The organism is Sphingomonas sp. MMS12-HWE2-04, from assembly GCF_044881185.1.
Taxonomy (GTDB): domain Bacteria; phylum Pseudomonadota; class Alphaproteobacteria; order Sphingomonadales; family Sphingomonadaceae; genus Sphingomonas.
On record NZ_CP173254.1, the window covers coordinates 3355258 to 3377733 of the forward strand.

Genomic DNA, 22476 nt, shown 5'->3' on the forward strand with positions numbered 1-22476 from the left:
CCGCCCCGGTCAAGGGTTGAGCGCGACGTCGTCGCTATCGTCGGTCTCTTCGTCGAGATCGTCCTCATCGACCTCGTCATTGTCGAGATCGTCCTGGATCTCGTCTTCGTCGATATCGTCTTCGTCCTGGTCGGCGTCGTCATCCTCTTCGCCGAGCTCGTCGTCGACCATGTTGAGGTCGTCGGTATCGTCGTCATCGTCATCCTCGCCCAGATCGAGCGGAATGTCGGTCAGGATATTGCCGTCGCTGGGGGCGTCGTTGGTTGCTTCGATGATCTCGGCGCGCTGGCTCTCGTCATAGCCGTCCTCGTCGAAACCGTCGTCGGTGGGACCTTGCGAAGGAACTTGATGACCGCCCATTATGACCTCATTTCAATCGCCCCGGCGAAGGCCGCCAGGTTCATCGACGCGAACGGCGGGCGGGGCCCAAGCGTTCCGCCGCGGTACGACGAAAACGCTCAGCTCGGCCGGAAGAGTCGTCCGCGCTCGGCGACCGCTATTATCACGAAAGCGCCCAGGCCCATCAGCAGAAACCCCGCATAGAGCGGAATGGTGGTGCCGTCGAAGCGCTGGCCGATCTCGGCGCCGATCAGCGCCCCGCCGAGCGTGGTCACGAAACCCTGAAGGCTGGAGGCCGTGCCGGCGATTGCGCCCATCCGCTCCATCGCCATCGCCGAGAAATTCGACGTGGCGAGGCCGAAGCCGCCCATCATCAGCGCCTGGAGCACTGCGAAGGTCCAGATATTCTCATGGCCCGACAGTGCGATGGCGAGATGCACCGCGGCGACGACGATCACCACGCTGAGCGCCGTGTGCGAGATCAGCCGCGTGCCGAAGCGCATGACGATGCGCGAATTGACGAACGAGCCCACCGCCATCGTGCTTGCCACGCCGGCGAAGACGAAGACGAGCAGGTCGGCGCGGTGGAAGACATCGGCCATCACCTGCTGGACCGATCCGATAAAGCCGAACAGCCCGCCGGTGAGCAACGCGATGGCGAGCGTATAGCCCACCGCGGCGCGATCGCTGGCGACGAGGATATAATCGCCGAAAATGCGGCTGGGCGCGAGCGACTGGCGCGCATCGGGATCGAGCGTCTCGGGCATCCGGCCCAGGAACCATGCCAGCACCGCCGCGCCGGCGATGCCGATCCCCCAGAAGATCATCCGCCACGACGCGCCCGTCCACAGCACGAGCTGGCCGAAAGTCGGCGCGAGGATCGGCGCGGCCATGAACACCATGAAGGCGAGGCTCATCACCCGCGCCATCGCGCGGCCGGCGAAGCAATCGCGGACCAGCGCGACGGTGACGACGCGCGCGCCGGCGGCGGCGGCGCCCATTGCCGCCCGCGCGATCAACAGCAGCGTGAAACTGCCCGCCACCGCGGCGAGCGCGCAGGTGAGCATATAGCAGGTCAGCGCGACGATCAGCACCGGGCGGCGCCCGAAGCGATCCGATACCGGACCATAAACGAGTTGCGCGACCGCGAAGCCGATCAGATAGGCGGTGATGACGAACTGGCGGTGATTGGGCTCGGCGACGCCAAGGCTGGTGCCGATCGCCGGGAGCGCCGGAAGCATCGAATCGATGCCCAGCGCGGTCAGCGACATCAGCGCGGCGACCAGCGCGACGAACTCGCCGAAGCGCAGCGGCGCGCGGTCGGCGCTGGCGGTGCTGAGATGGGGCTCGCTCATGCCGGCGTCCATGGCTGAGACAGACGCCCGCGTCACCCCCCGTTGACGTTGCGAATCATTCGCGCTAGTGTGTTATATAACTAATACGCTACTAAGAAAGTCGCACCTCCATGCCCCGTTCGCTGCTGCTGCTGATTGCTGCCTTGCCGCTTGCCGCCTGTGGATCGGGGACGGGCACGAGCATTGCGATCAACGCCCAGTCGGACGACGGCAATGCGACGGTCAGCACCGACGGGAACGGCCAGGTGACGATCAAGGCACCGGGGTTCGAAGGTGCGCTGAAGCTGCCGCCGATCGACATCAGCGCCGAGGATTTCGAGATCAACGGCCTGCGGCTTTATCCCAAGTCGAAGATCCGCAGCTTCCAGGCAGATTCGAAGGGCAAGGGCACGCAGGACGACAAGGCCGTGGTCACGTTCGAAAGCCCCGCCCCGCTCGCCAAGGTGCAGGGCTGGTTCCGCGAGAACCTCGCCAAACATCATTTCAAGGCCAGCGCCGACGGCAATGGCTTCAAGGGCACGACCGAAGACGGCGAACCATTCGTGCTGACGCTGGATGCGGCAGGCCCGGACAAGGTGAGCGGGCGGATGGTGGTGGGAAAGTAAGCGCTTTCGAGCGCTTGTTCCCCCACCCCTCGCGGGTCTAAGCGGGCTTCAACCGGAGACTCGCATGCTCGATACCTTGAACGAAATTCCCGTGCTGTCGCTCGCCGATCAGCAATCCGATCCCGAGGGCTTCGCCCAGGCATTCGGTCAGTCTTTCCAGCGCTTCGGCTTTGCGGTGGTCAAGGACCACGGCGTTCCGGCCGCGCTGATCGAGCAGGCCTGGACGCAAACCAAGGCGTTCTTCGATCTGCCCGAAGACGAGAAGCGCAGCTATTTCGTCGAAGGCGGCGGCGGCGCGCGCGGCTATACCCCGTTCAAGACCGAGATCGCCAAGGGCGCGAGCCATGTCGACCTCAAGGAATTCTGGCATATCGGCCGCGAGCTGGCCAAGGGCCACCGCTTCGAGGACTCGATGGCGCCCAATATCTGGCCGGCCGCACCCGACGGGTTCCGCGAGACGTTCCTGGCGCTGTTCCAGGCGTTCGACGATGCGGGCGACAAGCTGCTCTCGGCAGTGGCGCGCTATCTCGGGCTCGCGCCGAACTGGTTCGACCCGGCCGTGAAGGACGGCAATTCGGTGCTCCGGCTGCTCCACTACCCGCCGGTCGATGCCGGCGCTCCGGAAGTGCGCGCCGGCGCGCATGAGGACATCAACCTGATCACCCTGCTGCTCGGTGCCGAGGAAGCCGGGCTCGAGCTGCTCGACAAGGACGGCCAGTGGATGGCGATCAAGCCGCCCGAAGGCGCGATGGTGATCAATGTCGGCGACATGCTCCAGCGGCTGACCAACCACGTCCTGCCCTCGACGACGCACCGCGTGGTCAATCCGCCGCCCGAGCGCCGCGGCCATTCGCGCTATTCGATGCCCTTCTTCCTGCACCCCGCGCCCGATTTCCTGATCAAGGCGCTGCCGCAGTGCGTGACCGCAGAGAATCCCGAGCGCGAGCCGCCGATCACCGCGCACGACTATCTCGCCCAGCGGCTGCGCGAGATCGGGCTGATCAAGAAATAGGCGGTCAGAGCCCCTTGCGGCCGAAGCCCGGACGCGCGGGCGCGGCTTGCGCTGCCACTTCGGGCGCACGATCGGCGAGATAGCGCGCGATGATCGCGTCGGGATCGAAGCCGTCGCCGCGGGTGGCAGTGTCTGCCCTGACGCCTCCGCCGGCCGGCAGCGTCGCCCGGCCGTTCGCCACCGCAAGCGCCTGCGCGGCAAAGGCTTCGCCCGCCGCGCGTCCACCCTCCACATTGTGAAGCTTGAGGCTGAGCTTGCGCGCGCCGGCGGCCCGCTCGGTCAACCGATCGCCGTTGCGCGGCTGGACCACGAACGTCATCGAGCGCCCGATCGGCAGAAGCATGATCCGCACCGCCTTGCTCCGCACGCTGAGCAGATCGGCGATCGGCGCCGACTTGCCTTCGATCCGCAGGGTATCGCCGTCGAGCTGCGCGACGACGCGCTGCGGGAGAAAGAAGAAAACGAGGATAGGCAGGCCGAGCAGGACGAGCGCATAGGGGCCGATCGCGAGCAGTGTCGACGGGAACACGATGAGGCCGACGCTCAGCGCGATCCAAACGCCATACCATTTCGAGGACATGAGTTGCATTGCGCGCTCCGGCCAGGCGCGCCGTTTAGCCCAGGCGGCGTTAAAGTTTCTCTACGCCGCGCCGCGTGTCGACAAGGGTTGCAGGGGCGCGAAGTCTTCCTCTAGGCGCTGGTGCATGACGACTGCTGCTCCTCTGCGCGTAGCGCTCGCCGGCCTCGGTACGGTGGGTGCAGGTGTTATCCGGCTGCTCGACGCGAACGGCGCGCTGATTGCGCGGCGCGCGGGGCGGCCGATCGAGATCGTCGCGGTCTCCGCGCGCGATCGCAGCAAGGATCGCGGTGTCGATATCGGGCGCTTCGCCTGGGTGGACGACACGGCGGCACTGGCACGGCAGGGAGATGCCGATGTCGTGGTCGAACTGGTCGGCGGATCGGACGGGCCGGCGCTGACGCTGGCCCGCGCGACGCTGGCCGGCGGCAAGCATTTCGTCACCGCGAACAAGGCGATGATCGCGCATCACGGGCTCGAGCTCGCCCAGGCGGCCGAGGATGCCGGGCTGGCGCTCAAGTTCGAAGCGGCGGTTGCCGGCGGCGTGCCGGTGATCAAGGGGTTGCGCGAGGGCGCGGCGGCCAACGTGATCCACAGCGTCTATGGCATCCTCAACGGCACCTGCAATTTCATCCTCTCCAAAATGGAGGCCGAGGGCCGCGACTTCGCCGAGATATTGGAAGAGGCGCAACGGCTGGGCTTTGCCGAGGCCGATCCCAGCTTCGACATCGACGGCGTCGATGCGGCGCACAAGCTCTCGATCCTCGCCAGCCTGGCCTTTGGTACCCAGCCGGCGTTCGATGACGTCGCGGTCACCGGCGTGCGCCACGTGCTGGCGGCCGACATCGCCGAGGCTGCTGCGCTGGGCTATCGGGTGCGCCTGCTGGGCGTCGCCGATTCAGGCGGCAAGGGCCTGTTCCAGCGCGTCCATCCGCATCTCGTGCCGCTGAGCCATCCGCTCGCGCACGTCACCGGATCGACCAACGCCGTGGTTGCCGAGGGCAATTTCGTCGGTCGGCTGCTGTTCCAGGGCCGTGGCGCCGGCGACGGCCCGACGGCCTCCGCCGTGGTCGCCGACCTGATCGACATCGCGCGCGGCGAATTCGGCCCGCCTTATGCGATGCCAGCGCAGGCGCTCGCCGCCGAAGCCAAAGCCGATAGCGGTGAGCGGCGCGGGCGCGCCTATGTGCGCTTCACCGTGGCGGACAAGGTGGGCGTGCTCGCCGAAGTTGCCGCCGCGATGCGCGACGCCGGGGTTTCGATCGAGAGCCTGATCCAGCGCGGCGCGAGTCCGGATGGTAGCGCGCTGGTCGCGATCGTAACGCATGAAGGGCCCGAACGCAGCGTTGCACAGGCGCTCGACAAGTTGCGCGGATCGGCAAGCCTGATCGGCGAGCCGATGTGGATGCATATCCTCGCCGATTAAGGCGGCGGCGCACGGCGTACCTCGCCTGAGCTGCCGACGGTGACGCCGACGCCCACCGAGCCGCAATGGACGATGAAGGCGCCCTGGCCGCATTCCACGAGCCCCTGGGCCTCGGGAGTCATGATCCGGGCTTCCTGGTCATGGCCGTCGTTCGCGCGGTTATAGCGCGGCACCAGCGGCAATTGATGGCGATAGGCTTGGCGCCTGGCACACACGACGAGCTCGTCCGCATCGGTGGCCGAGGCGCATCGAACCTCTACCGCAGTCTTGGCGCGATATTCGGTGAGCGCCGCGTCGACCGCGGGCGAAACCTGGAACAGCAACGGCAAGAACATGCACACCCCCGCCAACGATCGGGCGGACGCTGGCCTATGCTTGTGGCGAAAATGCGATCAAGCCGTGCCGGGCGAAGAAGGCGCTAGGCTTGGCCGAAGCGGACGCGGACCTGTTCGGCGTCGGGCGTCTGCTCGGCGCAGGGCGCCCAGACCCCGCGCAGCGCAGTCGCTTCGCGTTCGGCAACCAGACGGTAGCGGCCGCCTGCAGCAGGCGCGCCGGGCGGCGTCACGAGGCTGAAGCTGTCGGCGGCGCGATCCGCATCGAGCGTCGAATCGCGGTGCGGCGCCAGTACGCTCTGCAACGCCAACAGCATCAGGAGCATCGCCGCTTCTCCACTTCGCACCTCATCTTCCAACATAGTACAATACGGCCGATTGCGCGCGAAGTTGCGACGAAACGAGGCATGGACACGTTTATGCTGCAATTGCGAAGTTGCTGACAACGCTAGCAGCCTCGACAGTGCAACGACCCCGCCCTATCGCCTTGGCGAAACCCTAGGAGACCCCCGCAACATGCCGACCGTCAGCCACGTCCTCGATCGTGTCCTCGTGCTCGAAATGGTGCGCGTCACCGAAGCGGCGGCGATCGCCGCCTCGACGCTGACCGGGCGCGGCGACGAGAAGGCGGCCGATCATGCCGCGGTCGAGGCGATGCGCGAGGCGCTCAACCACCTCTACATGGACGGCACCGTGGTGATCGGCGAGGGCGAGCGCGACGAAGCACCGATGCTGTTCATCGGCGAGAAGGTCGGAGCGGCGCAGGGCAGCGGCCCCAAGATCGACATCGCGCTCGACCCGCTGGAAGGCACGACGATCTGCGCCAAGGCGGGGCCCAACGCACTGGCGGTGCTCGCCGTCGCCGAGCAGGGCGGGCTGCTCAACGCGCCCGACGTCTATATGGACAAGATCGCCGTGGGGCCGGGCTATCCCGACAACATCATCGACCTTGCCAAGTCGCCGACCGAGAATGTGAAGGCGCTCGCCGCCGCCAAGGGCGTGCAGCCGCACGAGATCATCGCCTGCGTGCTCGATCGCCCGCGCCACGAGAAGCTGATCGCAGAACTGCGCGGGGTCGGCTGCGGCGTGGTGCTGATCGGGGACGGCGACGTCGCGGGCGTGATCGCCACGACCAATCCCGAGACGACGATCGACATCTATATGGGCCAGGGCGGCGCCCCCGAGGGCGTGCTCGCCTGCGCGGCGCTGCGCTGCGTCGGCGGCCAGTTCAAGGGCCGGCTGGTTTTCCGCAACGACGACGAGCGCGCGCGCGCGGCGAAGTGGGGCATCGAGGATCTCGACAAGATCTACGACCTTACCGACTTGGCCAAGGGCGACTGCATCTTCGCGGCGACGGGCGTGACCGACGGCTCGCTGCTCCAGGGCGTCAAGCGCTTCGCCACCAAGATGACCACCGAGAGCGTGGTGATGCGCGCAAAGTCCGGCACGGTGCGCTGGGTGAAGGGCGAGCATCGCACCGCCTGACCGCGCTGGAGATTCCCTCCCCCGCGATTTGCCTCTAGACCCCTCTCGTCACGACGAGAGGGAAATCGCATGCGCATCTTGGGTCTGGTTGCACTGGCGGCGCTTGCCGCGCCCTTGGCCTATGCGCCGGCAGGCGCGCAGCAGGCCCCTGCCGCGACTGAGTCGCCCTTCGTCTTCGAAGAGGCGATGATCCCGATGCGCGACGGAGTGAAGCTGCACACCGTCATCCTGCGTCCGCGCGACCAGAAGGGACCGCTGCCGATCCTGTTCGGCCGCACGCCCTATGGCACCGCCGACCAGGCGCCGCGCGCGATGCCCAAGAACTGGGCGGCGCTGGCCAAGGACGGCTACATCTTCGTCAGCCAGGACATGCGCGGACGTTTCAAGTCCGAAGGCGGCAAGTTCACGCTGTCGACCGAGATCAAGACCGGCAAGGGCGCCGTCGACGAATCGACCGACGCCTATGATTCGATCGACTGGATGGTGAAGCACGTCGCCCAGAACAACGGCAAGGTCGGGATGTGGGGTGTCTCCTATCCCGGCTTCGCCGCAGCGATCGCGCTGGCACGGCCGCATCCGGCGCTCAAGGCAGTGAGCCCGCAGGCGGCATGGATCGATTACTGGAAGAATGACGACCTGCACCGCTGGGGCGCGATGCGGCTGACCTACGCCACCGACTGGGTATCGAGCCTGCAGCGGACCAAGGACAATTCCGAATTCCCCTATGACCGCTTCGACACCTATAATTTCTTCCTGAACGCGGGGTCGCCGGCCGACATCGAGGCGAAGTATTTCAAGGGCGAAGTGCCGCGCTATCAGGAGATGATCGACCATCCCGATTACGACCAGCATTGGAAGAAGCAGGTGTGGTCGGACAGCCTCAAGCGCACCACCGTGCCGACGCTCAACGTCGCGGGCTATTGGGACCAGGAAGACCCGTGGGGCAGCTGGCAGATCTTCTTCAAGCAGAAGAAGGACGATCCCAATAATCTCGCGTTGATGGTCGCCGGCCCCTGGGCGCATGGCGCGTGGCGCAGCCCCGCCGATGCACTCGGGCGCATCCCCTATGGCGTCGAGAGCGGGACGCAGTTCCAGGAGCAGATCGAGGCGCCCTTCTTCGCGCATTGGCTCCATGGCACCGGCGCCAAGCCCGATTATGCGCTGAAGAGCTTCCAGTCCGGATCGTGGCAGTGGAAGACCTACCGGCACTATCCGCTGCCCGAGGCGAAGGCGACGCCGCTCTATCTACGCGCTGATGGAACGCTGTCGTTCAGCGCGCCGGTCACCGGCGAGACCTGCCGCGACTATGTCTCCGATCCGGCCCGCCCGGTACCGTTCCGCCCGCATCCGATGTCGGCGACCTACGCCACCCCCGATTGGCGCTGGTGGGAAGCCGAGGATCAGCGCTTCGTCGACGATCGCCCCGACGTGCTGAGCTATGCCACCGCGCCACTCGATGCCGACCTGACCGTTACCGGCGACGTGGTCGCCAAGCTGATGGCCTCGACCAGCGGCACCGACAGCGACTTCGTGGTCAAGCTGATCGACGTTTTCCCCGAGGATTATGAGAAGCCGTCACGCGAGCTGGGCGCCTATGCCAAATCCTTGAATGGCTATGAGCTCCCGATCGCAATGGAGATCCGCCGCGGGCGCTATCTCCAGAGCTTCGAGAAGGCGACGCCGCTGGTGCCCAACCAGGTGGTGGCGTGGGACGTGCCGCTGCGCGACCACGACCATGTCTTCAAGAAGGGCCACCGGCTGATGGTCCAGGTCCAGTCGAGCTGGTTCCCGGTGATCGACCGCAACCCGCAGACCTTCGTGCCCAATATCTACAAGGCCAAGCCTTCCGACTATCAGAAGGCGATGCAAAAGGTTTGCGCGGGCTCGATGGTGACGCTGCCTATCGTCCGCTAGCCGACGCGCGCGCGGTAATGCGCGAGGACGTGCTCGACGCCGTGGGAGGAGATCGCGGTCGCCAGTCCCTCGGCCGAGCCCTTAGCCGCGGGCTCGGCACGTTCGGCGATCGCCGCTTCGGCGCGCTCGACCGCAGGCCAGCGCTCGCCGGTGAGCAGCGCATCCGCCAGATCGACCGCGTCGGCGAGAGCAAGGTTGACGCCCTCGCCGGCAAAGGGCGACATCAGGTGGGCGGCGTCGCCGAGCAGGGTGAGGCCCGGCCGGCTGGTCCAGCGGTGGCCAATCGGCAACGCGTGGAGCGGGCGAACCGCCAGCATGTCGCCACGCTCGACCAACGCGCGCAGCGGCGGCGCCCAATCGGCAAAGGCCGTACGCAGCTCGGCGCGAACCGCCTCCAGCGGCATCGCCATCAGCCGCTGCGAATCAGCCTCGGGAACGCGCAGCCCGGCATAGCCGCGGATATGGCCGAGACCGTTGCGCTGCGCGACCAGCGTGCGGTTGTCGCCGACCGCGAACATCTTGCCGCTGCCAACCAGCGCGTCGATTTCCGGATGGCGCGCAGTGTCGAAGCCGAGCTCGACCATGGTGACGCCCTCGTAAACGGGCTGCGCATCGGACAGCAGCGGGCGGACGCGCGACCACGCACCATCGGCTCCCACGACGATATCGAAGCGGTCGCTGCCTGCCGCAGTGAGCACATCGAATCCGCTATCGGACGGGACGATCGCCGCGACCGCGCTGGCCCAGCGCACCGTTCCCGGCGCCAGCGCAGCAAGTAGGATGCGCCGGAGCGCGCTGCGGTCGATCTCGGGGCGATCGTCGCCCGCGCCGTCGCGATCGAACAGCAACGTGCCATCGGGTTGGTAGAGCCGATCGCCCTGATCCTCGGGGCGTGCCTCGGCGAGGAATTCGGCTTCGAGCCCGGCGCGGCGGATCGCGTGCTGGCCGGTATCGGCGTGAAGGTCGAGCGAGCCGCCCTGGGGGCGCTCATCCTCGTGCGTGTCGCGTTCGAAGACGATCGGCCTCATGCCGCCGCGTTCGAGCAGCTGGGCCAGCATCAGGCCGCCGGGGCCACCGCCGATGATGGCGATGCGGGAAGTTGTCATATCGAGTCGCTCCATTTACATAGCAGCCTATATTATAAACATAGGAAGCTATGCAATGCCGGTCGAATGGAGCCCGATGCGCATGCCCGGCCATTATTTCAGTCGGATCGCGCGCGGGCTGGCGCGCGTGGGCGATGCCCGGCTGAAGGAGCTCGGATTCGCGACAGCGCAGCTGCCCGTGCTCACGGCGCTCAAGGACGGCGCGCAGCTCTCGCAAACCGAACTGGCGCGTTGGGCCAAGGTCGAGCAGCCGACCATGGCCCAGCTGCTTGCGCGGATGGAGCGCGACGGAATCGTGCGTCGCTCGCCCGATCCTGCCGACCGGCGCAGCAGCCTGGTCTCGCTGAGCGAGGATGCGCGCGCCAGGCTGCCCGCGGGCCGCGCGATCCTGGAACAGGGCAATCGCGAGGCGACACGAGGCCTGTCGGAAGCGGAAGTCGAGACGCTGCTTGGGCTACTCGCGCGGGTGCTCGCCAATGTCGAGGCGATGGAGTCCTGAACGTCAGCCGGCGGGCGGGGCCTTGGCGGCGAGGATCTGGACCAGCGGATTGGGGCGCGCATCGCCGACGCGCAGCAGCGTGTTGCGGTCGCGGTGGTCGAACGGCGCGTCCTGGCCCTTCACGGTCAACGTGGTGTGGATGTCGTAGCTCCAGCTGCCATCGGCGTTGAACGTGACGTCGATGCGATAGGCATCGGTGCGGAAGGCGTATTCGAGGAAATCGGTCGAGCAGATCCCGTAATTGGTCTGTCCGCGCGTCGCGGTCAGCGTGAAGCCGTCGGCATCGGCCGCAGCGGTGCCCGATGCCAGCGCCACCTGCCCGCGCGGGATCGCCAGCGTTTGCAGGATCAGCCCGGTCTTAGCTTCCCACAGCCAATAGCCGACCTGCTCGTGGAAGGTGATGTCTTCCTCTTCGGTGGTGATGTGGATGTGATAGCGCAGGCCGTACAGCAGCTGCGGGCCGTTCGCCTGGGGATCGATGGGGACGAATTCGATCCGCTCGATGAACTGGCGGCGCTCGGGCCCCTCCGCTTTTGGATTGAGATCCACGCCCTTGGCGGCCTGCCACCGGCCGGCGAACCGCCGAAGCGGGCCGAGATTGGCCAGCGTATCGGGATCGACGTCCGAAGGTTCGGTGAACACGTCCAGGGGAAAGGGTGTCATGCTGGAGCCCTTAGTTCTTGAGACGATAGCCGGTCTTGAAGATCGCGACGATGAGCCCGAGGCAGAGCGCGAGGAACAGCGCAGTGAAGCCGAGGCTCCACAGGATGTCGACGTCGCCCTTGCCGAAGAAGCTCCAGCGGAAACCGCTGACCAGATAGACCACCGGATTGAACAGGCTGATCGTGTGCCAGGGCGCGGGAAGCATATCGATCGAGTAGAAGGCGCCGCCGAGAAACGTAAGCGGCGTGATCAGCAGCGCCGGCACGATGTTGAGCTGCTCGAACCCCTTGGCCCAGATGCCGATGATGAAGCCGAACATGCTGAAAGTAACCGAAGTCAGCACCAGAAACGCGATCATCGCCAGCGGATGATCGATGCGCAGCGGCACGAACAGCGCGGAGGTGGCGAGGATGATCAGCCCGATCACCATCGACTTGGTCGCCGCCGCGCCGACAAAGCCGGTGACCAGTTCGACTGCCGAGATCGGCGCCGAAAGCAGCTCGAACATGGTGCCGGTGAATTTGGGGAAATAGATGCCGATCGAGGCATTCGCGATGCTCTGGGTGAGCAGCGACAGCATGATCAGCCCGGGCACCAGGAAGCTGCCGTAATTGACCCCGCCAATCTCGTGGATGCGGCTGCCCATCGCGCCGCCGAACACGATAAAATAGAGCGAAGTGGTGATCACTGGCGTGGCGATCGACTGCCAGAGCGTGCGCAGCGTGCGCGCCATCTCGAACTTGTAGATCGCCCAGATGCCGTGGAAGTTGATGCCGGTCATGCCACGGCTCCTTCGTTCGAAGCCTGTTTCTGCTCGACCAGATCGACGAAGATGTCCTCCAGGCTCGACTTGCTGGTGTCGAGATCCTTGAAGCCAATCCCTAGCTCGGCGAGTTTCCGCAGCAGCGACGGGATGCCGGTGCGCTCGGCCTGGGCATCGAAGGTGTAGCGCAGGCGGTGGCCTTCGTCCTCGAGGCTGAGATGCCATTCCTCGAGGCCGGCGGGGATCGCAGCGAGCGGATCGACAAGCGAAAGGTCCATCTCGCGCTTGCCCAGCTTGGTCATCAGCGCGGCCTTGTCGTCGACGAGGAGCAGCTGGCCCTTGTTGATCACGCCGACACGATCGGCCATCTCTTCGGCCTCTTCGATATAATGCGTGGTCAGGATGATCGTAACGCCGCGTTCGCGCAGCGCGCCGATCATCTTCCACATGTCGCGCCGCAGCGAAACGTCGACGCCCGCCGTGGGCTCGTCGAGGAAGAGGATGTCGGGTTCGTGCGCCAGCGCCTTGGCGATCATCACGCGGCGCTTCATGCCGCCCGAAAGCTCCATGATCTTGGCGTCGCGCTTGTCCCATAGCGACAGGTCCTTGAGCACCTGATCGCAATGCGCCTGGTTCGGCGCCTTGCCGAACAGCCCGCGGCTGAAGCGCACCTGCGAAGCGACGCTGGAGAACATGTCGACCGCGATTTCCTGGGGCACCAGCCCGATCTTCGAACGCGCCTCCCGCGCCTGATGGATCGCATCATGCCCGTCGACCAGGATCGTGCCCGAGCTTGGCGTGACGATGCCGCAGATGATGCTGATCAGCGTGGTCTTGCCCGCACCGTTCGGCCCGAGCAGCGCGAAGATCTCGCCGCGATGGATGTCGAGATCGACATGGTCGAGCGCCTTGTGGCCCGACGCATAGGTCTTGCTGACCTGGGAAAGCGATAGAATGGATTGCATGAAGAGCCCCGGACGGAACGGATCCGTTACGTAGGGCGGCACCTGCTCCGGAACAAGGCGCCTATCGGCCCGAGCGCGCTGCGGCGACGGCTTCGGACAGGCCCGCATAGTCGCGCGCGCCATAATAAAGCTTGCCGCCGATCACCCAGCTTGGCGTGCCCGTCATCGCGAGTTGCTCGCCGAGACGATGATTGGCGCGGATCTCGTTCTCGATTGCGGGTGAGCGGATCGTGCGCTCGGCAAGCACCTTGTCGAGACCCGCCTTGCTCGCGGCCTCGGCGATCGTCTCGGGGCTCGGTCCGCCGGCAGCGAACAACGCATCGTGGAACGGGCGGAACTTGCCCTGCGCAGCCGCCGCCAGCGCCCAGCGCGACGCGACGACGCTGGCATCGCCGAGCACGGGATATTCGCGATAGACGATCCGGACGCCGGGGTCCTTCTGGAGCAGCTCTGCAAGCCCCGAAAGGCTCGCGCGGCAATAGCCGCAGGCATAGTCCATGAACGCGACGACGGTGACGTCGCCTTGTGGATTGCCCGCCCAGGCCGAAGCGAACGGCGTGGACAGCGCCGGAAGGTGCGTGCCGACCGATTGCTGGGCGGCGACCTGCGCCTTTTCGGCCTTGGCGTTCTCGCGCGCCTGGAGGCGCTCCATCGCCTCTGGCAGCACCTCGGGGTGCTCGAGCAGATAGTCCCGGATCTGAGAACCGGCGATCTCGGTGTGGCGCGCGCCCTGGATCCAAGCGAAGATCCCGGCGCCGAGCATCGCCGACAACAGGCAGGCGCCGGCGAGCACCAGAGGGTTGCGCAACAGCTTGTCGATCATTGCAGGTTGCGGCGCCCCTTGCGCTTCTTGTCGTCCATCTCGTTCTGCGAGACCATCGCGATGTCCTGCGCGCGCACCCAGTCGGACGAACCTTGTGGCAGCCCGGCCATCGCAGCGCGGGCACTGACCAGTGCGGTGCGGGTATCGCCAGTCAGATTGGCACGCTCCGCAGTGGCGAGCGCGGTGCGAGGCTCGTCGCCTTTGCGATCATAGACGGTGCCGAGATTGAGCCAGGCAAAGGGGTTGTCGTGATCGCGCGCAACCGCCTTGCGCAACACCGCCTCCGCCTCGGTGAGATTGGCCTTGTCCTCGGTGGCGAGCAGCGCGTGGCCGAAGGTCGTCGCGATCAGCGGCTGGTTGTGCGACAGCTCGGTCGCCTGGCGCAGCGGCGCGATCGCCTCGGCCGGACGGCCCGATTCGAGCAGGATCTGGCCTTCGAGCTCTAGGAAATAGGGATCCTGTGGCGCGGCCTTGACCAAGGCTGCAGTCTCAGCCGCCGCCTGCTCGGGATAGCCCGATTTATGATAGGCATAAGCGCGCGCATAGTGCGCGGGGGCCGACTGGTCCGCGACCGGATAGAGGCGCAGCGTCGTTGCAGGCTCGCTGACATAACCGCGCAGCTTGGCCTGGATGCGCTTGAAGCGACGCTCGAGATCGGGATCGAGCGGCTTGCCCCAGGATGGCGCTTTCTGGAGATCGGCCTTGAGCGTCTCGACGCGATCCTGCGACATCGGGTGGGTCTGGGCGAAGGGATCGACTTCGGGATCGGTCGAGTAATAGCCGTAGCGGTGCATCTGCGCCGTCAGCTTGTCAAAGAAGCTCAGCATGCCCCTGCCGGTAACGCCGGCGCTGTTTAGGAAGCGCACGCCGGCGGCATCGGCCGAGGATTCCTGGACGCGGCTAAACGAGAGATATTTGCCGATCGCGGCGCGCTGGCCCGCGGCAATGATGCCGGCGCCGGCATCGCCCGAACCCGCCGCCATCGCGGCGACGCCGAGCAGCATCGAGAGCAGAGTGATGCTGGTATAGCCGCCATCGTTCTGGAATACGGCATGGCCGCCGACGATATGGCCGATCTCGTGCGCGATCACGCCCTGGACTTCGTTGGCGTTGTCGGCGGCGTCGATCAGCCCCGAATGGATGTAGACGATCTGGCCGCCGGCGACGAAGGCGTTGATCGAATTGTCCTGGATCAGCACCACCTTGGCATTGGCGGGCGACAGGCCGGCAGCCTGGAACAACGGCTTGGAGATATCGGCGAGCCAGGCCTCGGTCTCGGCATCGCGGAGCAGGGATTGCGCCGCGGCAGGCTGGGCTGCGGCGAAACAGGCGATGCAGACCATCGCCAGCAGAGTCGCGAAACGCTTCATCCGCGGCATCATCGTCCCATCCTCCCGTAGCGGCAATGCCCTTGGGGATTTTGCCCTGAACCCCGCGTGAAGCGGTCCCTCCCCCGCGGCAGCGCCGCGGAGGAGGGGTATTTGCTTAGGCGCCGAACGTGCGCTGCCACCAGCCGCGGCGCGCCGGGCCGGTATCGCCTTCGGCCTCTCCCTCGGCCGCCGGCTCGGCGGTCACGGGCGAGACGGTCGCCGCCGGCGGCACCGTATCGGCAGCTTCGATCGCCGCTTCGGGCTCGGCAGCAGGCGCTGCCGGCGCTTCGACGGTGGTCGCTGCGGCCTTGCGACGCGTGCGCTTGGGCTTGGCTGCGGGCTCCTCGGCCGCGGGAGCGACTTCGGCAGCAACCGGGGCCTCTGCTTCGGCAACGGGTGCCTCGGCGGCGGGCTCGGCCTTCTTGCGACGGCTGCGCTTGGCGGGCGCCGGCGTCTCGGCAGGCACCTCGAGCGCGACCGGCGCTTCGGCAACGGCCTCGGCCGGCGCTGCCTCGACATCGGCCTTCTTGCGACGGCTGCGCTTGGGCTTGGCAGGCGCTTCGGCCACCGGCTCGGCGTCGCCGAGTGCGGCGACGTCGTCGGCAGGCGATGCTTCGTCCTGGGTTACGGCATCGACGGCGTCCTCGGCGACCGGCGCTTCCTCGCCGCCATTGCCGCGACGGCCACCACGGCGACCGCGACGACGGCGCTTGCGGCCGCCTTCGCCTTCATTGCCCTCGGCACGCTCGGTGGCTTCGGCTTCGGTCTCGCTGGCATCGACAGGTGCCTCGGCGTCGTCGCCTTCCTCACCCTCTTCGCGCGCTTCGTCGGATGACGCCTCGCCCTCAGCCTCGCCATCACGACGCCGGCCGCGACCACGGCGGCGGCGGCGGCGCTTGCCGCGACCTTCGTCACCCTCTTCGCGGTCGCGGCGTTCGCTGCGCTCGCGGCGGGGCGCCTCGGCCTCGGCCTCCTCGGCTTCTTCCTCTTCCTCTTCGTCGATCTCCTCGACGTAATCGTCCTCGGGCTCTTCGATCAGGCGCTCGATCTTGGGCGCGTGCGCGGGCGGCGGGCCATTGGCCTCGACCGACATGCGCGCGCCCTCGACGTCACCGTCCGACACGACTTCGATGAGGACGCCATAGCGGTCCTCGATCTCGGCCAGTTCGGCGCGCTTGCGGTTGAGCAGGTAGAAGGCGGCTTCCTGGCTGGCGCGCAGCGTGATGTGCGAACCGCGGCCGCGCGCAGCCTCGTCCTCGATCAGGCGCAGCGCGGAGAGACCGGCCGACGAGGCGGTACGGACCAGGCCGGTGCCTTCGCAATGCGGGCACTGGCGGGTGGAGGCTTCGAGCACGCCGGTGCGCAGGCGCTGGCGGCTCATCTCCATCAGGCCGAAGGCCGAGATGCGGCCGACCTGGATGCGGGCGCGATCGTTCTTCAACGCCTCCTTCATCGCCTTCTCGACCTTACGGACGTTCGAGCCATGATCCATGTCGATGAAGTCGATCACGACGAGCCCGGCCATGTCGCGCAGGCGCAGCTGGCGGGCGATCTCGTGCGCGGCTTCGAGGTTGGTCGCCGTCGCGGTCTGCTCGATATTATGCTCGCGCGTCGATCGGCCCGAGTTGATGTCGATCGAGACGAGCGCCTCGGTCGGGTTGATCACCAGATAGCCGCCGCTCTTGAGCTGGACGACCGGGTTGTACATCGCCGAAAGCTGATCCTCGACGCCGGCGCGCTGGAACAGCGGCACCGCATCGGCATATTGCTTCACCTTCTTGGCGTGGCTCGGCATCAGGAGCTTCATGAAGTCCTTGGCCTGGCGATAGCCGTCCTCGCCCTCGACGATCACTTCGTCGATGTCGCGATTATAGATGTCGCGGATCGCGCGCTTGAGCAGGTCGCTGTCGCCATAAACCAGCGCCGGCGCGCTGGACTTGAGCGTGTTCTCGCGAATTCCGTCCCACAGCCGCGCGAGATAATCGAAGTCGCGCTTGATTTCGGTCTTGGTGCGCTGGAGACCCGCGGTGCGGACGATGCAGCCCATCGAGGGCGGCAGCTTGAGATCCGCCATGATGCCCTTGAGGCGCTTGCGATCGGCCGCCGAGCTGATCTTGCGCGAGATGCCGCCGCCATGCGCGGTGTTGGGCATCAGCACGCAATAGCGGCCGGCAAGCGACAGATAGGTGGTCAGCGCCGCACCCTTGTTGCCGCGCTCTTCCTTGACGACCTGGACCAGCAGCACCTGGCGGCGACGAATCACGTCCTGGATCTTGTAGCGGCGGCGCAGGTTCATGCGACGCTGGCGGAGCGCCTCTGCCTCGTCTTCCTTGCCGCCCCGTCCGCGGCGGCGGCCACGACCGCGGCCGTTCTCCGACAATTCCTCGCCTTCGCCGCCTTCGTCGTCGTGCTCGGCTTCGCCCTCGCCATCCTCGTCATCCGACGGACGCTCGAGAACTTCTACGCCATCTTCGCCGTCGAGATGATCGTCGTCATCGTCGTCGTCGCCGGCGCGCAGAGCGGCTTCCTCGGCGGCATGCTCCGCCTCTTCGCGGAGCAGCGCTTCGCGGTCTTCCTTGGGGATCTGATAATAATCGGGGTGGATTTCCGAGAAGGCCAGGAAGCCGTGGCGATTGCCGCCGTAATCGACGAACGCCGCCTGCAGCGACGGCTCTACGCGGGTAACCTTGGCCAGATAGATATTGCCCTTGAGCTGCTTGCGCTCAGCGGACTCGAAATCAAACTCCTCGATCCGGTTTCCCTTGACGACGGCAACGCGGGTTTCCTCCCGGTGCCGTGCGTCGATCAGCATACGCATGGTCATTTATTATTCTCCGGGCGCGCAGGCTCCGGTTGCTTTGCGGCTGAGGCGCGTGCGCGCGATACAAGATGCGGCCTTGGCCGGCGGTGCCGGCTGCGGTCTCGCGGGTTTCGAAAAATGCTGTTGCTGCACGGGCACGCACGGAAATGCGATCCGAAAGCTCCGCCACAGCCGCCGCGTTGCCGGCCGAGACGGCCTGGCGGTGCGGTGGGTGGGGAAATTGCCTCATGCGAGCGTCAACCTGAACTGTCGCGACATATTCGGTCGCGGAAAAGCCCCGATACAATAGAGGGGTCGAGTGTGCGTAGCACCCTGCGACGCACGCGGCAACTGCACGAAGCTCAACTCGTTACGCACCAAATCTGGGACTTTTGCGGAAGTTGTCGGCAAGCGCTGCTTCATGCCTGATGCGCTATTAACCCAATAGCTTCACCGCGACTTGAGACGCGGCGGTTACCAAGGGCGCGTCAGGGCAGACGCTTATCTAGAGTTTCGATCATGGATTTGGGCTGGACCCCCTATGGCCCGGCGCGGCATATCGCGCGGGTGCTATTCCTGCTTGCCCTCCTCTCCGGCTGGTTGACCGGAGTTCCGAGCTGGGCAGGCATCGTCCAGGACGTGCGCGTCCAGGACGACCGGATCGTCGTGCGCTTCGACACGCCGGTGACTCAGGCGAGCAGCTTCCTGCTCGCCGGGCCGCAGCGCATCGCGCTCGATCTTTCGGGCGCCGCGCCGGGGGGCAAGGTCCAGGCCGGCGGCGCGGTGACTGCGATCCGCCAGGGCGCCCAGGACGGCGGCGCACGTGTGGTCTTCGATCTCGCACGTCCGGCAATCGTCACCGAAGGCCGTTTCGGCCCGGACGGCCGCACGCTGACGCTGCAACTGCGCACGGTGGACGATGCCCGCTTCGCCAGGGCCGCGGCCGAGAAGCGGATGAGCTTCCTGCCGCCGCTCACTTATCTCCAGCCCGCCGACCGGCTGGCCTACAAGGTCTCGATGCCGATTCCGCGTCGCGCGTCGCGCGTACCGCTGCCGCAGGTTTACGGCGATGCCAGCCGTCCGCTCGTGGTGATCGACGCCGGGCATGGCGGGCACGATCCCGGCGCGATCGGCGCCGAGAGCGGGCTCCGCGAAAAGGACCTGACGCTCCAGGCCGCGCTGGCGATCAAGGATGCGCTGCTTGCCTCGGGCCGGGTGCGCGTCGCGCTCACCCGCGAGGACGATCGCTTCCTGGTGCTCCAGGAACGCTATGGCCTCGCGCGGCGATTGAAGGCCGACCTGTTCATCTCGGTCCATTGCGACAGCGCCGGCAATCCCGAGGCGACCGGCGCGACCGTCTACACGCTGTCCGAAGTGGCGTCCGACAAGGAAGCCGCGCGGCTGGCGGCACGCGAGAACAAGGCCGACATCATCGCCGGGATCGACCTGGGCACGCAGAATGCCGACATCTCGTCGATCCTGATCGACCTGACGCAGCGCGAGACGATGAACATCTCGGCGAACTTCGCCCGGCTGCTCGGCCGCGAGGCGCAGCCGCTGATCCCGATCAAGGCGAATTACCATCGCATGGCCTCGCTGATGGTCTTGAAGGCGCCCGACATGCCTTCGGTCTTGTTCGAGACGGGCTATATCTCGAACGCCGGTGATGCGGCGTTCCTCGCCTCGAGGGAAGGCCGCGAGAAAGTGGCGGAAAGCGTGCGCAAGGCAGTGGAAATCCACTTCGCGACGCGGATGGCGGCGGGCTCGAAGCGCCCGGATTCGCCGGCGCTTTGATCTCCCCCGTAATGCCGGACTCGCAGCCGCTCCGGCGCCAAATGCAGACCAACCCAGACCGGCTGGCATAAGCGCGGAAAGTTGCTACACCGCGCAGCGCATGGCGGACGGCAGCATTTCCAGCGTAAAGATGCGGATCACCCGAGAGATCGGCGGAATCCGCGGGTTCTTAGGACGCGTTCGGCGGCGCTGGTGGTTCCGGCTGCTCGCCTGGGGCGCCTTGCTCGCCGGGCTGGGCGTGCTGGTCCTCTGGTTCCTGATCGCGCGCAACCTGCCTTCGGTCGACAAGCTGCGCTCGTATGAGCCGCCGCTACCGACCAATGTCCGCTCGGTCGAAGGGCTGCCGATCCACAGCTATGCGCGCGAGCGCCGCGTCCAGCTGAGCTATCCCGAATATCCCAAGCTGCTGGTCGACGCCTATCTCTCGGCCGAGGACAAGACCTTCTTCGAGCATCACGGCGTCGATTTCCCCGGCCTGGTGCGCGCTGCCTATCAGGGCCTGGTAAGCGGCTCGACTCCCCGCGGCACCTCGACGATCACGCAGCAGGTCGCCAAGAACCTGCTGGTCGGCAACGAAGCCAGCTATCTGCGCAAGGGCAAGGAAGCGATCCTCGCCTGGCGCATCGAGGATGCGCTGAGCAAGGAGCAGATCCTCGAGCTGTATCTCAATTCGATCGAGCTGGGCCGCAACGCCGGCGGCGTCGCCGCGGCGAGCCAGGCCTATTTCGGCAAGGAGCTCGACGAACTTACCTTGCCGCAAATGGCCTATCTGGCGATCCTGCCCAAAGGACCGGCGAATTATTCGCCCGAACGCTATGAGGCGCGCGCCCTGGAGCGCCGCAATTGGGTGCTCGGCCAGATGCTGGCCAACGGATTCATCACCGCCGCGCAGCATTCGGAAGCGGTCGCCGCGCCGCTCGGCACGATCCCGCGCCAGACGCCCAAGTTCGAGCGAGTTGGCGGCTATTTCATCGAGGAAGTCCGCCGCCAGCTGATGGACAAGTTCGGCGAGCAGGCCGCGGACGGTCCGTACAGCGTGTATTCGGGCGGGTTGTGGGTACGCACCTCGCTCGATCCCAAGCTCCAGCAATATGCCCAGAAGGCACTGCGCGACGGCTTGCTCCGCTACGACCGTGGCCGCGGCTGGGCCGGCCCGATCGCGCACAAGGAAATCGGCAGCAGCTGGCAGCAGACGCTGCTCGGCACCAATATCGGGCTCGATTACGAGAATTGGCGCGCCGGAATCGCGATCGCACGCGAAGGCGATGGCTGGCAGATCGGCTTTGACGACGGATCGACCGGCACGCTGCCGCGCTCGGGTGCGACGATGCCGGTGCGCGGCAAGGGCGGCGAGGCGTTCGGCGCGATCCAGGCGGGCGACATCCTGGCAGTCGCGCCCGAGGGCGGCAGCTATGCGCTGCGCTCGGTCCCCAAGGTCTCGGGCGGCTTCGTCATCGAGGATCCGCGCACCGGCCGCATCCTGGCGATGCAGGGCGGGTTCGATTCGCGCATTTCGGCGCTCAACCGCGCGACCCAGGCGTTCCGCCAGCCGGGATCGACGATCAAGCCGATCGTCTACACCGCCGCGATGGAGCAGGGACTGACTCCCGCCTCGATCATCGTCGACGGGCCGTTCTGCGTCTATCAGGGCGCCGGCCTCGGCGAGAAATGCTTCCGCAACTTCGGCAATATGCGCGGCGCCGGCCCCAAGACGCTGCGCTGGGGCATCGAGCAGTCGCGCAACCTGATGACGGTGCAGGCCGCCAACCAGGTGGGAATGGACCATGTCGTCGACATGATCCAGCGGCTGGGCGTCTCGAAGAACAAGTTCCCGCCCTATCTCAGCTATGCGCTGGGCGCGGGCGAGACCACCGTGATGCGGATGGTCAACGCCTATTCGATGCTGGTCAATCACGGCCGCGCGCTCAATCCGTCGCTGATCGATTTCGTCCAGAACCGCCGCGGCGAAGTGATCTGGCCGGAAAATTGGCGGGCCTGCGACCGCTGCAACGCGCGCGACTGGGACGGCGGCGCGATGCCGCGCCCGATCACCCGCGCCAAGCAGGTCGTCGATCCGCTCTCGGCCTATCAGATCGTCCACATCACCGAAGGCGTGATCCAGCGCGGCACCGCGGTGGTTCTGCGCGATCTCGGCCGGCCGATCATGGGCAAGACCGGCACGACCAACGGCCCGACCGATGTGTGGTTCGTCGGCGGCACCCCGCAGATGATCGGCGGGCTCTATCTCGGCTATGACAGCCCGACCAATCTGGGCGGCTATGCCCAGGGCGGATCGATCGCCGCGCCGATCTTCAAGCAGTTCGCGATTCCCGCGTTCAAGGACATGGAAGTGCTGCCGTTCACGGCGCCTGCCGGCATCCGCATGGTCCGCATCGATCGCGCGAGCGGCAAGCCGGTGCACGGCGCCTGGCCGTCGAACGACCCGCTCTCGAGCGTGATCTGGGAGGCTTTCAAGCCCGAAGTCGAGCCGCGGCGTGGCCGCCGCACGCGTGAGGACGAGCAGGCCGACACCAAGGCAATCGAGAAGAAAGTCGAGCGCAAGACCGAAAGCGACAGCGATTTCTTGCAACGCGAGGGCGGAATCTGACTAGCGCGCCCGCTTCGTCCCTATCTGTGCATACGGCCCT

At 66.5% G+C, this 22476-nt stretch carries 20 protein-coding genes; 8 read left to right on the plus strand and 12 right to left on the minus strand.

The features are described from left to right. Nucleotides 1–9: 9 nt before the first annotated feature. Together AB2M62_RS15715 and AB2M62_RS15720 are read right to left on the minus strand one after the other, a co-directional pair. Entirely contained in the window at nt 10–360 is a 351-nt protein-coding gene (locus AB2M62_RS15715) for a DNA primase (protein WP_404335273.1), read from the minus strand. Nucleotides 361–458: 98 nt separating this feature from the next. After that, the gene (locus AB2M62_RS15720) at nt 459–1694 is read right to left on the minus strand and encodes a multidrug effflux MFS transporter (protein WP_404335275.1); all 1236 of its coding nucleotides are present in this window, start codon (nt 1692–1694) and stop codon (nt 459–461) included. Between the two features lie 110 nt (nt 1695–1804). Here AB2M62_RS15720 and AB2M62_RS15725 point away from each other — a divergent pair, with 110 nt between their 5' ends. Beyond that, nucleotides 1805–2299, plus strand: a complete 495-nt coding sequence (locus AB2M62_RS15725) for a hypothetical protein (protein WP_404335277.1) — start codon at nt 1805–1807, stop codon at nt 2297–2299. Between the two features lie 64 nt (nt 2300–2363). Next, nucleotides 2364–3311: an isopenicillin N synthase family dioxygenase gene (locus AB2M62_RS15730; RefSeq protein ID WP_404335279.1), complete on the plus strand. Its 948-nt coding sequence runs from the start codon at nt 2364–2366 to the stop codon at nt 3309–3311. A 4-nt stretch (nt 3312–3315) separates the two neighbouring features. Here AB2M62_RS15730 and AB2M62_RS15735 read toward each other — a convergent pair whose 3' ends face one another. Then, the gene (locus AB2M62_RS15735) at nt 3316–3900 is read right to left on the minus strand and encodes a hypothetical protein (protein WP_404335281.1); all 585 of its coding nucleotides are present in this window, start codon (nt 3898–3900) and stop codon (nt 3316–3318) included. Nucleotides 3901–4015: 115 nt separating this feature from the next. On the opposite strand from AB2M62_RS15735, the gene AB2M62_RS15740 reads away from it, so the two are divergent. After that, entirely contained in the window at nt 4016–5314 is a 1299-nt protein-coding gene (locus AB2M62_RS15740) for a homoserine dehydrogenase (protein ID WP_404335283.1), read from the plus strand. On the opposite strand, the gene AB2M62_RS15745 is transcribed toward AB2M62_RS15740, so the two are convergent. Both AB2M62_RS15745 and AB2M62_RS15750 read right to left on the minus strand, forming a co-directional pair. Further along, a complete protein-coding gene (locus AB2M62_RS15745; RefSeq protein ID WP_404335285.1) occupies nt 5311–5649 on the minus strand; it encodes a hypothetical protein in 339 nt (112 codons plus the stop codon). The two genes, AB2M62_RS15740 and AB2M62_RS15745, sit on opposite strands and share 4 nt — an antisense overlap. 83 nt (nt 5650–5732) lie before the next feature. Then, entirely contained in the window at nt 5733–5972 is a 240-nt protein-coding gene (locus AB2M62_RS15750) for a hypothetical protein (RefSeq protein ID WP_404335287.1), read from the minus strand. Nucleotides 5973–6162: 190 nt separating this feature from the next. Between AB2M62_RS15750 and glpX the strand changes: the two genes are divergently transcribed. Both glpX and AB2M62_RS15760 read left to right on the plus strand, forming a co-directional pair. Then, nucleotides 6163–7131, plus strand: coding sequence for a class II fructose-bisphosphatase (glpX, locus tag AB2M62_RS15755; RefSeq protein WP_404335289.1), 969 nt, complete (start codon nt 6163–6165; stop codon nt 7129–7131). A gap of 69 nt (nt 7132–7200) precedes the next feature. Beyond that, nucleotides 7201–9045: a CocE/NonD family hydrolase gene (locus tag AB2M62_RS15760; protein ID WP_404335291.1), complete on the plus strand. Its 1845-nt coding sequence runs from the start codon at nt 7201–7203 to the stop codon at nt 9043–9045. On the opposite strand, the gene AB2M62_RS15765 is transcribed toward AB2M62_RS15760, so the two are convergent. After that, nucleotides 9042–10151, minus strand: coding sequence for an FAD-dependent oxidoreductase (locus AB2M62_RS15765; RefSeq protein ID WP_404335293.1), 1110 nt, complete (start codon nt 10149–10151; stop codon nt 9042–9044). The two genes, AB2M62_RS15760 and AB2M62_RS15765, sit on opposite strands and share 4 nt — an antisense overlap. A 55-nt stretch (nt 10152–10206) precedes the next feature. On the opposite strand from AB2M62_RS15765, the gene AB2M62_RS15770 reads away from it, so the two are divergent. Further along, entirely contained in the window at nt 10207–10650 is a 444-nt protein-coding gene (locus AB2M62_RS15770) for a MarR family winged helix-turn-helix transcriptional regulator (RefSeq protein ID WP_404335295.1), read from the plus strand. Nucleotides 10651–10653: 3 nt separating this feature from the next. On the opposite strand, the gene AB2M62_RS15775 is transcribed toward AB2M62_RS15770, so the two are convergent. From AB2M62_RS15775 to AB2M62_RS15800, 6 genes are all read right to left on the minus strand, one after another. Next, on the minus strand, nt 10654–11313 hold the full coding sequence (locus AB2M62_RS15775; RefSeq protein WP_404335297.1) for an FABP family protein: 660 nt from the start codon (nt 11311–11313) through the stop codon (nt 10654–10656). 10 nt (nt 11314–11323) lie between these two features. Continuing rightward, the gene (locus AB2M62_RS15780) at nt 11324–12094 is read right to left on the minus strand and encodes an ABC transporter permease (protein ID WP_404335298.1); all 771 of its coding nucleotides are present in this window, start codon (nt 12092–12094) and stop codon (nt 11324–11326) included. Beyond that, a complete protein-coding gene (locus AB2M62_RS15785) occupies nt 12091–13041 on the minus strand; it encodes an ABC transporter ATP-binding protein (RefSeq protein WP_404335300.1) in 951 nt (316 codons plus the stop codon). The genes AB2M62_RS15780 and AB2M62_RS15785 overlap by 4 nt, the downstream gene beginning before the upstream one ends. 61 nt (nt 13042–13102) lie before the next feature. After that, complete coding sequence (locus AB2M62_RS15790) at nt 13103–13864, minus strand: DsbA family protein (RefSeq protein WP_404335302.1); 762 nt, start codon at nt 13862–13864, stop codon at nt 13103–13105. Further along, on the minus strand, nt 13861–15234 hold the full coding sequence (locus AB2M62_RS15795; protein WP_404335304.1) for a M48 family metalloprotease: 1374 nt from the start codon (nt 15232–15234) through the stop codon (nt 13861–13863). Before AB2M62_RS15795 ends, AB2M62_RS15790 begins: the two co-directional genes overlap by 4 nt. A 115-nt stretch (nt 15235–15349) precedes the next feature. After that, on the minus strand, nt 15350–18058 hold the full coding sequence (locus tag AB2M62_RS15800) for a ribonuclease E/G (RefSeq protein WP_404335306.1): 2709 nt from the start codon (nt 18056–18058) through the stop codon (nt 15350–15352). A gap of 495 nt (nt 18059–18553) precedes the next feature. On the opposite strand from AB2M62_RS15800, the gene AB2M62_RS15805 reads away from it, so the two are divergent. Beyond that, a complete protein-coding gene (locus AB2M62_RS15805) occupies nt 18554–19828 on the plus strand; it encodes an N-acetylmuramoyl-L-alanine amidase (RefSeq protein WP_404335308.1) in 1275 nt (424 codons plus the stop codon). A 100-nt stretch (nt 19829–19928) separates the two neighbouring features. Next, nucleotides 19929–22436, plus strand: a complete 2508-nt coding sequence (locus AB2M62_RS15810) for a penicillin-binding protein 1A (RefSeq protein ID WP_404335310.1) — start codon at nt 19929–19931, stop codon at nt 22434–22436. Nucleotides 22437–22476: the final 40 nt, after the last annotated feature.